Source organism: Mesorhizobium sp. P2_E9 (genome assembly GCF_056403815.1).
In genome coordinates this window covers 243,189-255,367 of the sequence record NZ_JBFUET010000003.1, presented here as the reverse complement: position 1 = coordinate 255,367, position 12,179 = coordinate 243,189, and the positions used below count along the sequence as shown (strand labels likewise).

Annotated in this window: 9 protein-coding genes; 7 read left to right on the top strand and 2 right to left on the bottom strand. The window is 62.5% G+C overall.

Annotated features, from left to right (window positions below; genetic code table 11):
• Position 1 precedes the first annotated feature (1 nt).
• Positions 2 to 421, bottom strand: a complete 420-nt coding sequence (locus AC1D05_RS07265) for a SpoIIAA family protein (RefSeq protein WP_477439943.1) — start codon at positions 419 to 421, stop codon at positions 2 to 4.
• A gap of 154 nt (positions 422 to 575) precedes the next feature.
• On the opposite strand from AC1D05_RS07265, the gene AC1D05_RS07260 reads away from it, so the two are divergent.
• The 4 genes from AC1D05_RS07260 to AC1D05_RS07245 all read left to right on the top strand — a co-directional run bounded on the left by AC1D05_RS07260 (position 576) and on the right by AC1D05_RS07245 (position 6,496).
• The gene (locus tag AC1D05_RS07260) at positions 576 to 1,316 is read left to right on the top strand and encodes a pyridoxine 5'-phosphate synthase (RefSeq protein WP_477439548.1); all 741 of its coding nucleotides are present in this window, start codon (positions 576 to 578) and stop codon (positions 1,314 to 1,316) included.
• A 98-nt stretch (positions 1,317 to 1,414) separates the two neighbouring features.
• A complete protein-coding gene (locus AC1D05_RS07255; RefSeq protein WP_477439546.1) occupies positions 1,415 to 3,328 on the top strand; it encodes a potassium transporter Kup in 1,914 nt (637 codons plus the stop codon).
• A 186-nt stretch (positions 3,329 to 3,514) separates the two neighbouring features.
• On the top strand, positions 3,515 to 5,434 hold the full coding sequence (locus AC1D05_RS07250) for a potassium transporter Kup (RefSeq protein WP_477439544.1): 1,920 nt from the start codon (positions 3,515 to 3,517) through the stop codon (positions 5,432 to 5,434).
• Between the two features lie 33 nt (positions 5,435 to 5,467).
• A complete protein-coding gene (locus AC1D05_RS07245; protein WP_477439542.1) occupies positions 5,468 to 6,496 on the top strand; it encodes an SDR family oxidoreductase in 1,029 nt (342 codons plus the stop codon).
• Positions 6,497 to 6,529: 33 nt separating this feature from the next.
• Here the strand turns inward: AC1D05_RS07245 and AC1D05_RS07240 are convergent, their stop codons facing one another.
• Positions 6,530 to 7,423 (bottom strand): SDR family oxidoreductase, encoded by an 894-nt coding sequence (locus tag AC1D05_RS07240; RefSeq protein ID WP_477439540.1) that lies wholly within the window; start codon positions 7,421 to 7,423, stop codon positions 6,530 to 6,532.
• Between the two features lie 136 nt (positions 7,424 to 7,559).
• Between AC1D05_RS07240 and AC1D05_RS07235 the strand changes: the two genes are divergently transcribed.
• From AC1D05_RS07235 to AC1D05_RS07225, 3 genes are all read left to right on the top strand, one after another.
• Entirely contained in the window at positions 7,560 to 7,970 is a 411-nt protein-coding gene (locus AC1D05_RS07235; RefSeq protein WP_477439538.1) for a winged helix-turn-helix transcriptional regulator, read from the top strand.
• Between the two features lie 53 nt (positions 7,971 to 8,023).
• Positions 8,024 to 9,307 (top strand): FAD-dependent oxidoreductase, encoded by a 1,284-nt coding sequence (locus AC1D05_RS07230; RefSeq protein WP_477439536.1) that lies wholly within the window; start codon positions 8,024 to 8,026, stop codon positions 9,305 to 9,307.
• A gap of 90 nt (positions 9,308 to 9,397) precedes the next feature.
• Positions 9,398 to 12,151, top strand: a complete 2,754-nt coding sequence (locus AC1D05_RS07225) for a CHAT domain-containing protein (protein ID WP_477439941.1) — start codon at positions 9,398 to 9,400, stop codon at positions 12,149 to 12,151.
• Positions 12,152 to 12,179: the final 28 nt, after the last annotated feature.

The window sequence follows — 12,179 nt, the reverse complement described above, 5'->3', positions numbered from 1 at the left end:
GCTACGACGATAGCTTTTCTCGCACGCCGACCTGCCGGACCCCAAGCCATTCCCAGGCTTCGGCTTCGTCCTCGGCGTTGAAATGGCGGAATTCTAGGGGCGACGACGTGGGCAAAGCGTGCCGTGCGTCCGGCGTCCAGTCCGGTGTGCCGATCGCCGCGCAACGGTCGATATGCTCCAGTGCGTGGACGGCACCCTGTTTGAGGGTTTCGTCGGAGATGTCGGCCCAATCGACGCCATCGTGATCGACCATGCGCACGGCGACGTCGATTCGCTGGTGGAGCGCGTAGGCCGCCTCCAGCAGGCCGAACAGGTTTTCTGCATCGGCGGCCGAGAGATGACCGACCACATCGATGGCGAACAGGTCGTCGCGACCGGTGTCGATGCGACGGATCGCCGGCACGGATTGCAGGAAATTCACGGTTGGTGCCTCCTTTTGTGGACTAGCGTTGGTCTTCTGGAACACCCGAAACCCCTATCTGTTCCCGTCAAAGACGCTATAGATGCCCAGTCTCAAGCGCGCCGTGGCCGAACAGTGGCGCGCCTCAACCGCCTGTTTTCACGGACGCCAGCCCATGCCTGCAAAGCTTTCCGTCAACCTCAATGCCATCGCCATGCTGCGCAACCGCCGCGATTTGCCGTGGCCCAGCGTGATCGGTGTCGGCCGGCTTGCCCTTGCCGCCGGAGCGCATGGGCTGACCGTCCACCCGCGTCCCGACGAACGTCACACACGGCATTCCGACGTACCCGAGATCAGGGCGCTGATCGACGACGAGTTTCCGCAAGCCGAATTCAACATCGAGGGCTACCCGAGCGAGGATTTCCTGGCGCTTGTGGAACAGCACCAGCCCGAACAGGTGACGCTGGTTCCCGATGATCCGGCACAGGCAACCTCAGACCATGGCTGGAACTTCACGGCACAGGCCGCGTTCCTGACACCGATCGTCAGGCGTCTGAAGAAGGGCGGTTTCAGGGTGTCGCTGTTTTCAGACGCCGATCCTGCCGGTATGGCGGTCGCGCGCGATACCGGTGCCGACCGGATCGAGCTCTATACCGGCCCTTATGGCAGCTACCATTCCAATTCCGAAAAAGCGGCCAAGGAGCTGGAAAGATTGGGGAAAACAGCCGATGCGGCATTTGCCGCCGGTCTCCAGGTCAATGCCGGGCACGATCTGACGGTGGCCAATCTGCCTGCTCTGGCGAAGCGCATTCCGGCATTGGCCGAAGTGTCGATCGGACATGGGTTGACAGCCGACGCGTTGGAGTATGGCATGGCCGGCACGGTGGGGCGGTTTCTCAGAGCCTGCGGCTGGTAGGGGTAGAGCTTCGCCTTGCAGGCATGGCAGCCATAGCGTGCAATTAAGATCGCATCGCAGCATGCGTGAAGCACCGCGCGCTTGTCGGGGAGTGGTCCATGGACCTTGCCAGTCGCGGTAGCGAGGCCGAAACCGTCGATCGATCGAGCCATTCCGGGGCCGAACAGCATAGCACCAAGGTGCTGATGCTGGGTGCGCTCGGCGTTGTCTATGGCGATATCGGCACCAGTCCGATCTATGCCTTCCGTGAGGCGCTTCACGCTTCGCCGGGTGTCGATACGCGCATTCACGTGCTTGGCGTGCTGTCGCTGATCGTCTGGGCGCTGACGATCATCGTGACCATAAAATATGTCGCCTTCGTGCTTCGCGCCGACAACAAGGGCGAAGGCGGTACGTTGTCGCTGATGTCGCTGGCGCGCACCGCCTACCCCAAAGGCGCGCGGCTCATCCTGGCCATCGGCCTTTGCGGCGCGGCGTTGTTTTTCGGCGATTCGATCATAACGCCGGCCATCTCCGTGTTGTCGGCGGTCGAAGGCCTCAGGGTGGTGACCCCGACGCTGGACGCTTACGTCGTGCCGATCACGCTGGTCATCCTGGCCATCCTGTTCTCGGTGCAACGCTTCGGCACGGGAAAGGTGGCGGCGGTGTTCGGGCCGGTGACCGCGCTGTGGTTCCTGGCTATCGGCGTCGCCGGGCTCTATCACCTGATGGACGATCCATCGATCCTGCTGGCCATCAATCCGTATTACGCGGTCGCCTATCTCGTCAGCACACCCACGGCCGCCTTTGTCACTGTCGGCGCGGTGTTCCTGGCTGTCACCGGAGCCGAGGCGCTCTATGTCGATCTCGGCCATTTTGGACGCAAACCCATCGTTCTGGCTTGGTTTTCCGTGGTCTTCCCTTGCCTGCTGCTCAACTATTTCGGGCAGGGTGCCTTTGTGCTGGCCAATGGCGGGAGGCCGACCAATCCATTCTTCCAGATGCTGCCTGACTGGGCGCTGATGCCGATGGTGGGACTGGCGACGGCCGCGACCGTCATCGCCAGCCAGGCAGTCATATCAGGTGCTTTTTCGCTGACCCGCCAGGCAGTGCAGCTCAACCTTCTGCCACGCATCGAGGTGCAGCATACGTCCGAAATGCAACTCGGCCAGATCTACATGCCCCGCGTCAACCTGCTCATCGCGCTCGGGGTGATGCTGCTGGTCGTCGGTTTCGGCAGCTCGAGTTCGCTGGCTTCCGCCTACGGCATCTCGGTGACCGGCGAAATGCTGATGACGACGATCCTGCTGTTCGTTGTCATGCGCAAGTTGTGGAAATGGACACTGGCGGTCGCCCTGCCGCTGACCTTGCTGTTCGGTGTCATCGACAGCGGCTTCTTCCTGGCAAACATCGTGAAGATCTTCGAAGGCGGCTGGGTATCGATCACGGTTGCCTGCCTGATGGGGCTGATCATGGGGACCTGGATACGCGGCACCCGCTATCTCTTCGACAAGACGCGCCGCAACGAGATCCCGCTCGATTTCCTCGCCGCCAATCTGTTGAAGAAGAAGCCGCACCTGGTCTCAGGCACGGCGGTGTTCCTGACCAGCGATCCTCTCAGCGCGCCGACAGCACTGATGCACAGCCTGAAGCACTACAAGGTGCTGCATGAGCAGAATGTCATCCTTTCGGTGGTGACGGCGCCGCAGCCGGTGGTGCCCGACAGCGAGCGGGTCAAGATGGAGACGGTCAACGAGCTGTTCATGCGGGTGACACTGACCTTCGGCTACATGGAACACCCCAACATCCCGCGTGCGCTGGCGATCTGCCGCAAGCAGGGCTGGAAGTTCGACATCATGACGACGTCCTTCTTCCTGTCTCGTCGCTCGCTCAAGGCATCGCCGAATTCCGGCATGCCGGTGTGGCAGGACCGGCTGTTCATCGGCCTGGCGCGCACGGCGGCCGATGCGACCGAATATTTCCAGATCCCGACCGGACGTGTTGTGGAAATCGGTACACAAGTCGCTATTTAAGGCAGATAAGGCAGGTATTATTGAGTGCCAGCCATACCCGCAGCCGCGAATTTAGCCCGTAATCGTTGGATTTACAGGCCATTTCCCAAGAGCCTAGCGTTGCCGGCATGGGAGCCATCACGCGACGGCACTTGATATTGCATTGCAGCAAGCGTAGAGCACCGCGCGCTTATCGGAGTGTCGTCCATGGCCCTTGCCAATACTGGTAGTGAGGCAGAACCCGTCGAACAGTCGAGCCATCCGGAAATCGAACAGCATAGCACCAAGGTGCTGATGCTGGGCGCGCTCGGCGTTGTCTATGGAGATATCGGCACCAGCCCGATCTATGCCTTTCGCGAGGCGCTGGTGGCGTCGTCCCATGGCACCGTCGCTGATCGCGGCGATATCCTCGGCGTGCTGTCGTTGATCATCTGGTCGCTGACGATCACGGTTACGATAAAATACATCATGTTCGTGCTACGCGCCGACAACCGCGGCGAGGGCGGCGTGCTGTCGCTGATGGCGCTGGCACGTGGCAGTTTCCCGAAGCGCTCGGCGGTGATCCTGGGTATCGGTATCGTCGGCGCCTCGCTGTTTTTCGGCGATGCGGTCATCACACCGGCGATTTCAGTGCTTTCGGCGGTCGAGGGCATGAATGTCGTTACGCCTGCTTTCCAGCCTTATGTGGTGCCGCTGACCCTGGTCATCCTCGCCATGGTGTTCGCGGTGCAGCGCTTTGGCACGGGTGGGGTGGGGCTGGTGTTCGGCCCGGTGACCGCGGTCTGGTTCCTGGCCATCGGCCTTTCCGGCCTGAAACATATCATCAACGATCCGGAAATCCTGCTGGCGATCAGCCCGCACTATATCGTCGCCTTCCTGATCCACTCGCCCGACGTGGCCTTCGTCACTGTCGGCGCAGTCTTTCTCGCCGTGACCGGCGCCGAAGCGCTCTATGCCGATCTCGGCCATTTCGGCCGCAAGCCGATCGTGCTTGCCTGGCTGGCGATCGTTTTTCCTTGCCTGCTGCTCAATTATGCCGGGCAGGGCGCCTTCGTGCTGGCCAAGAATGGCATCGTCGGCCATCCGTTCTTCGAGATGAACGAGGGTTGGGCTCTGATTCCCATGGTCGTGCTGGCGACCGCCGCGACGGTCATTGCCAGCCAGGCGGTGATTTCGGGTGCCTTCTCGCTGACCAGGCAGGCGGTGCAGCTCAACATGCTGCCGCGGCTGGAAATCCTGCACACGTCGGAAAGACAGTCCGGCCAGATCTACATGCCGCGTGTCAATCTGTTGCTTGCGCTGGTGGTGATGATGCTGGTGGTTGGCTTCGGCGAGTCCAGCAAGCTCGCCTCGGCTTACGGCATCTCGGTGACCGGCAACATGCTGGTGACGACAGTGCTGCTCTATGTCGTCATGACCCGCATCTGGAAGTGGAAGCTGAGGGTGGCGATCCCACTGACCGCACTGTTCGCCTTCATCGACGTCGGCTTCTTTGCGTCCAACATCGTCAAGGTGTTCGAAGGTGGCTGGGCTTCGCTTGCGGTGGCCTTCACCATCGTGCTGGGCATGTGGACCTGGGTGCGCGGCAGCCGCTATCTCTTCGACAAGACCCGCCGCAACGAGATCCCGCTCGATTTCCTTGCCGGCAATCTGTTGAAGAAGAAGCCGCAGCTGGTGTCAGGAACGGCGGTGTTCCTGACCAGCGATCCACTCAGCGCGCCGACAGCGCTGATGCACAGCCTGAAGCACTACAAGGTGCTGCACGAGCAGAACGTCATCCTTTCGGTGGTGACGGCGCCGCAGCCGGTGGTGCCCGACAGCGAGCGGGTCAAGATGGAGACGGTCAACGAGCTGTTCATGCGGGTGACACTGACCTTCGGCTACATGGAACAGCCCAATATTCCGCGCGCGCTGGCGATCTGCCGCAAGCAGGGCTGGAAGTTCGACATCATGACGACGTCGTTCTTCCTGTCGCGGCGCTCGCTCAAGGCATCCCCCAATTCCGGCATGCCGGTGTGGCAGGACAAGCTGTTCATCGGCCTGGCACGCACGGCGGCCGATGCGACCGAATATTTCCAGATCCCGACCGGGCGTGTGGTAGAAATCGGCACGCAGGTGGCGATCTGATCGGCTTGATCGCCTCGACCTTAGGGAGGCGGCATGAGCGGCGAATTGGTACTTGTCACCGGCGGATCGGGCTTCCTTGGCGCCCACTGTATTGTTGAACTCTTGAAGGCCGGCTACCGCGTGCGCACGACGGTGCGCACCGCCAAGCGGCAAGCCAATGTTCTGGCCATGCTCAGAGCAGGCGGCGTCGAGCCGGGCGACAGGCTGTCCTTTGCCATAGCCGACCTCATGAGCGACGCAGGCTGGCCGCAAGCGGTCGCCGGCTGCGACTATGTCCTGCACGTCGCCTCGCCATTTCCGCCCGGCGTCCCCAAACATGAGCATGATCTGATTGTCCCGGCTCGTGAAGGCGCATTGCGGGTGCTGCGGGCGGCGCGGGACGCTGGTGTGAAACGCGTCGTGCTGACCTCGTCCTTCGCGGCCATCGGCTATGGCAAGATGCCGCCCGGGCCGTTCACCGAAGAGAGCTGGACCGATCCGACGGCCAAGGTCAGCGCCTATGTGAAGTCGAAGACGCTTGCCGAGCGCGCGGCCTGGGATTTCATCGCCGCCGAGGGCGGCAGGCTGGAACTGGCGGTCATCAATCCGGTCGGCATTTTCGGGCCGGTGCTCGGGTCGGACCATTCGACCTCCACCGAATTTGTCCAGCGCATGATGAACGGTGCCATGCCTGGGCTGCCGCGCCTGTCCTTCGGCGTCGTCGATGCACGCGACGTGGCGGACCTGCATGTGCGCGCCATGACCAATCCAGCGGCGAAGGGCGAGCGCTTCCTGGCTGTATCAGGTGATTTCATGACCGTGCGGGAGATCGCGCAGACCTTGAAAACGCGGCTCGGTGATGCGGCGGCACGCGTTTCGACCAGGCAGCTTCCCGATTGGCTGGTGCGGATCGTCGGATTGTTCAACCCGGAAGCCGCGCAGCTGGTGACGGAGCTTGGCAAGGTCAAGAATGCCACCAACGCCAAGGCGGTGCGCATGCTCGGCTGGGCGCCGCGCTCGCGCGAGGATGCGCTGGCTGCCACCGGCGAAAGCCTAATCCGGCTCGGCCTGCTCAAGAAGTAGCGCGGCGGCAGGAAGACCAGCCGCCGCGCGGTTTCAACCGGCCAATGCGGCTTTGTTGGCTTCCAGAAACTGCTTCAGTGTCTGGGGTTTCCTGCCGGAAAGCGTTTCGACCGCGTCCGTCACCATGGCGATGCGGCCGGACCGGGTGTTGGCGTCGAAGGAAACGATGATGCGGGCGAAGTCTTCCGGAAGGCCTGCTGCCTTGACGCCCTCGGTCAGCGCCTCATCCGGCAACTGGATGACCTCCAGCGGCTTGCCGGTGACTTCCGTCACCAGAGTGGCAATCTCGCTCGTGGTATAGGCGTGCGGGCCGGTCAGCGTGTAGATATTGCTCTCCTTTGTGCCGGATGCGAGGCCTGCCGCGATCGCAGCGGCCATGTCGTCGCGGGCGCCGTGGGCGATGCGGCCATCGCCGGCCGAGGAGTACCACTTGCCGGATGCAATGGCGTGCGGCAGCGCCAGGAACAGGTTCTCCTGATACCAGCCATTGCGGAAGATGGTGTAGGGGATGCCGCTCGCCCTGATCGCCTGCTCGGTGCCGTAATGGTCGCCGGCGAACAGCACCGGCGAAACAGGTTCAGGATTGGGCATCGACGTATAAAGCAGATGCGAAACGCCTGCTTTCTTCGCAGCCGCCACCGCCGCCTCATGCTGCTTCAGACGCCTGCCGGTTTTGAGATCGAGATCGCCGGTCGAGACGATCAGCACGCGGTCGGCGCCGGCAAACGCCTTCTCCAGCGAAGCCGGATCGTTGAAGTCGGCCGCCCTGACGGTGACGCCAAGTGCCGCCAGGTCGGCGAGGTTTTCGGGATCGCGCGTGGTGGCGATAATGCTTGCCGGCGCGACTTTCTGAGCGTCCAGCAGATGGCGGATGACGGCGCGGCCAAGCTGGCCGGAAGCGCCGGTGACTAGAAGGGTTTCGGTCATGGGGAGGTCCTGATTTTGCGCCAGCATGGCGGGTGTGTACATAGTCTCAAAAAGAGACCAGCACTAAAATAGGAATTGACCTGGTGCCGTAAAGAAGGCAGTTTTTCGGGAGGTAGGCACACGCAGGGAACCAGCCATGGACAGCCGGATCGTCAACCTGAGATCCAAACTCGACGTCTACAAAGCCATGACCGGCGGCGGAAATCTTGCAGATTGCCCGGTTCGCGACGTCATCCAGGGTCTCAATGGCAAATGGAGCTCGCTGTTGATGGCGGCGCTCGCCGAGCAGCCCTATCGCTTCGGCGAATTGCGGCGGCTGGTGCCCGACATTTCGCAGCGCATGCTGACCCAGACGCTCTACGATCTGCAGCGCGACGGTTATGTGCATCGCGAAGTGTTCCCGACCAAACCGCCGAGCGTCGAATACAGCCTGACCGATCTCGGGCGCTCGATGTTCGGCGCCTTGCAGCATCTGCTCCAATGGGCCGAACTCAACCACGATGCCGTGCGCGAGGCGCGTGCTGGTTTCGACGCAACGTTGGCTTGAGCAGCACGACGGCGTTCGGCGCCGCGACTTGATTTCATCAGGCGGCTGAAGGATTGTCCCGGCCAGTTCGGCTTGGGGGCATCGGCATTTCCTACGACATCGCAATTGCAGGCGCCGGTCCGGCGGGGCTGGCCATGGCGCTCTATCTCAAACGCGCCGGGCACAGGGTCACCATCTTCGAGCGCTTCGAGGAGCCCAAGCCCGTCGGCTCCGGGCTGATCCTGCAGCCAACCGGTCTGACGGTCCTGGCCGATCTAGGCCTGTTCGATGACATACTGGGGCTCGGCGCCCGCATCGACCGCCTGCATGGCGCCGATGCCTCGACCGGGCGCACAGTGCTCGATGTCCGCTACGACGCGCAGCGCGGCCGCCGTTTCGGCCTGGCGGTGCACCGGGCGGCCCTGTTCGGCGTGCTGTTTCGCGCCGCCCGGCGTGAGGCGATCGCCATCGAGACCGGCGTCGAGATCGAGACCGTGGAGGCAGGCGAACGGGCGACGCTGATCTGTGGCAATGGACGAAGGGCGGGGCCGTTCGATCTGGTCGTCGACGCCAGCGGCTCAAAGTCGAAACTGCGGCAGAGCGTGGCCAATGCAGGTGCGCCACGGCCGCTCACCTATGGCGCGTTCTGGGCATCGCTTGATTGGCGCGGCGAGGGCTTTGACGAGCACGCGCTCTTGCAGCGCTACGACAGGGCCAGCGTGATGATCGGCGTGCTGCCGATCGGCCGGCCGGAACCCGGCGCCGAGAAGATGGCGGCCTTCTTCTGGAGCCTGAAGCCTGATGATGCCGACGCGGTGCGCGCTGTCGGCATCGACGCCTGGAAGGAGCGGGTGGTGCGGCTGTGGCCGCAAAGCGAGGCGTTCACCCGCCAGATCGACAGTTTCGACCAGCTGTCGCTGGCCCGCTATGGCCACCACACGATGAAGTTTCCCGCCGGCCGCAGATTGGCCGTCATCGGCGACGCTGCGCATTCGACCAGCCCGCAGCTTGGACAAGGAGCCAATATGGCGCTGCTCGACGCGGCGGCGCTCAGCCATGCGCTGGGACGCACGCAGAGCGTCGAAGCAGCGCTCGAAGCCTATGCCAAGGCGCGGCGCTGGCATGTGCGTGTCTTCCAGGCGCTGTCGCTGGCGTTTACGCCGTTCTACCAGTCGGATTCGGCGGCGCTGCCCTTCATCCGCGACAGGCTGGTGGCGACGATCGCAAAAATCCCGCCGGCTCCGCAGATTCTGGCCTCGATGGTCGCCGGCACGGTGATCGATCCATTCAGGCGGGCAGGGTTGACGGAAGCGCGGTGGGATTTCGGACAAGATCCAGGTCATGATACGAACGCATAGTAGTTTTCGCTCAGGCCGGTTCGCATGCACGCCATGTTCAGAGCGCGAAAATCGCAACATCTGATGCGCATCGTTGCATCGTTCCTGTTGATGCTGGTCGTGGCATTGCCTTTCCCTCAGGCGCAAGCCCAGACGCCAGGCCAGGCCAGTCAGCAGGGGGCGGCTGACAGTGAAGAGGCGCTGAAAGCGCGCATCGCCGCGGCCTACAAGCTGATGATGGACGCAGGACGCTTCGATGAAGGCTACGCGCAATTGCGGGCAGCGCTGCTCGATGCCGCCAGAAGCGACCTCTACGAATTCACCGTGGAGAGTTACTCGAACGCAGGCGCGACGTTCCTGAACAACCAGATCCTCGATGACGCCGAGGAGATTTTTGCCGAAGGCCTGAAAACCCGGGCGATGCAGCAGGATGTCGAGAAGAGGGCCGACTTTTATCTCAACTACGCAATGCTGAAACAGGCCGAGAAGGACTATCAGGGCTTCGTTTCCATGTGCGCGACAGCAACCAATCTGTACGCCCACTACCACGGCAAGGACTCCCAGGAACTCATGTATGCCAACGATGTGTTGGCGACCGGGGTCGCCGCATTCGGTCAAATCGCTTCAGCCATCAATATCGAACAGCGCAATCTGAAGTTGGCCCAGCAGGTGACCGGCGCCGATGATCGTTTCATCTGGAAGCTGCAGAACAATCTGGCCGACATGCTGCGCCAGATGGGGGCTCCGACACGTGCCTTGCAGTACGATCTGGCCGTGCTGGACAAGCGGATCGGCTACTACGGCCCAGATCATTTCAACGTTTTGGTTAGCGCCAACAACACGGCGCAGGACTATCTAGACCTTGGCAAGTACGACGAGGCCTTGCGCCACTTCCAGCAGGACCGGGACATTGCCGTCGTTCTCAAGCAGGAAGGCAATCTGGTCGAACAGGCCGATGCTTGGCTACTCTACACCAGGGCGCTCTCTGGTGCGCAGCCGCTCGATCAGCCGACGCTGGCACGCCTGCAACAACTGACCACCGACCCGAACTATCCCGAAATACTGGCAATCAACATCGCCAACCTGCTCGCCGCACATTTCATCGCAGTGGGTGATACGCAAAACAGTATGAGCCAACTTGAGCGAGCCCAAAGCATCGCCGAAGCGACATACGGCGTGGTGCACCCGCTGACCTTTGCCGCGCGGCAAGGTACGGCTAATCTCAAGGCGAAGACAAATCCGGAGGCGGCGGCCGCCGATTTCGCGGCTCTCGACGATGACATGCTGCGTTGGAATTGGTTTCAGGTAAGCACAGCCGGCAACCCAATCGTGGCCGAGGCCAGCCGCGCCTTGGCTGACGACATGCTGTACGACTATGCGCGGCTTGCAAAAGACAATGCATCGGTGGTGCCGGCATTTGCCGAAGCGGTGCGCCGCTGGCCGACGCTTGAAAATGAAAAACGCGATCTGTTGCGAAGACTGTCTCGCTTGATCGATCCGGACGATACGGAGACACGGTATTTGATCAAGACGGGGATTCGACTCTCTCTGGCCTATCAGGAGGCGGCTTCCAGCGGTGACAGTTCCGACGATCCAGGTGCGGTGCAGCCGGAACAGGTCGAGGCGGCATACCAAAAGGCCACCGCCAGAGTCATGGCCAAATACAGTTTCAGCCAGAGCGTGGTGGACAAGCCGCTGCCGTCGGCTGATACCCTGCTGAAGCCCAACCAGGCGCTGATCGACTACTTCATCACCCGCAAGTGGCGGGCGGATCGGGAGAGCGCCGATCCGCTGGAAGATGAGCGCCTCTATGCCATCGTTACACGCAAGGACCAGCAGCCTAGCCTGTACGATCTCGGCGATCCGCGACGGATCATTCCGGCCGCTCGCGAAACACGCATGGCAGACCTGAGGTCCGTGCGTTCCGCGCAGGAGCGCGGCGCCGTGACGTTGATCGATCTGAACGCTGCATTTACCGGGCTTTACGCCGGTCTGATCGCGCCGTTGGAACCGTCGCTTGGCGGCGCCGACACGCTTTTCGTGGTGCCAGACGGCAAGCTGTTTTCCGTGCCGTTTCCCTTGCTGCAGGACGGCAAGGGCGGGGCGCTCGATGACCGCTTCGTCGTGCGCATGCTGACGCGGCCGGAATCGCTGTTAAATGCCGGCGTCGATCAGGGTTTTCCCAAGACCGGTAAAGCCTTGCTGGCCGGCGGCCTGGACTATGCGCGCGGGCCGGAGAAGGGGGCGGAGCCGCTGCCGGGCACAGCCAAGGAGGTCGACGCGATCGCCTCGATCCTGCGTGCCGATCACTATTCGGTCGAAATGCTCACCGGGACGGGGGCCAGCGAGCGGACGCTGCGGAAGGATATGGAGCAGGCGACGATTGCGCATCTGGCCACCCATGGCGCCTATCGCGACGAGAAAGAGGGCGGCGTGAGCGCTGTGAATGCGCTTTGGCAGAGCCAGGTCGTGCTGTCGCAGTCGGGAGACCGGCAGTCGATGAAACGCGACGATGAGGACGGCCGGCTCTATGGCATGGAGCTGATGAACTGGGATCTGTCGGGCCTCGACCTGCTTGTCCTGTCTGCCTGTGAGACAGCCCGTGGCCAGGAGACATTCGTCGGCGGCTTGCGCGGCCTGCCGACGGCAATCGACATTGCCGGCGCCAAACGCGCGCTGCTGACGCTGTGGCCGGTGGACGACGCCGGAACCGCCGCCTTCATGGTCGGGTTCTACAACCATCTTGCCGGCGGACAGACCTATCCGGAAGCGCTGCGCCAGACCCGCCGCGATGCCCGCGACGGCAAGATAGCGGGCGCCCAGGACCCGCGGGTCTGGGCTGCCTTTGTCATGTTCGAGAACTGAGACCGCTCAAAGCGACTGCTTGTTCGTG

Coding starts and splice junctions, on each gene's coding strand:
- AC1D05_RS07260 (WP_477439548.1), top strand. CDS start 576: ATGCCTGCAAAGCTTTCCGTCAACCTCAATGCCATCGCCATGCTGCGC.
- AC1D05_RS07255 (WP_477439546.1), top strand. CDS start 1,415: ATGGACCTTGCCAGTCGCGGTAGCGAGGCCGAAACCGTCGATCGATCG.
- AC1D05_RS07250 (WP_477439544.1), top strand. CDS start 3,515: ATGGCCCTTGCCAATACTGGTAGTGAGGCAGAACCCGTCGAACAGTCG.
- AC1D05_RS07245 (WP_477439542.1), top strand. CDS start 5,468: ATGAGCGGCGAATTGGTACTTGTCACCGGCGGATCGGGCTTCCTTGGC.
- AC1D05_RS07240 (WP_477439540.1), bottom strand. CDS start 7,423: ATGACCGAAACCCTTCTAGTCACCGGCGCTTCCGGCCAGCTTGGCCGC.
- AC1D05_RS07235 (WP_477439538.1), top strand. CDS start 7,560: ATGGACAGCCGGATCGTCAACCTGAGATCCAAACTCGACGTCTACAAA.
- AC1D05_RS07225 (WP_477439941.1), top strand. CDS start 9,398: ATGCTGGTCGTGGCATTGCCTTTCCCTCAGGCGCAAGCCCAGACGCCA.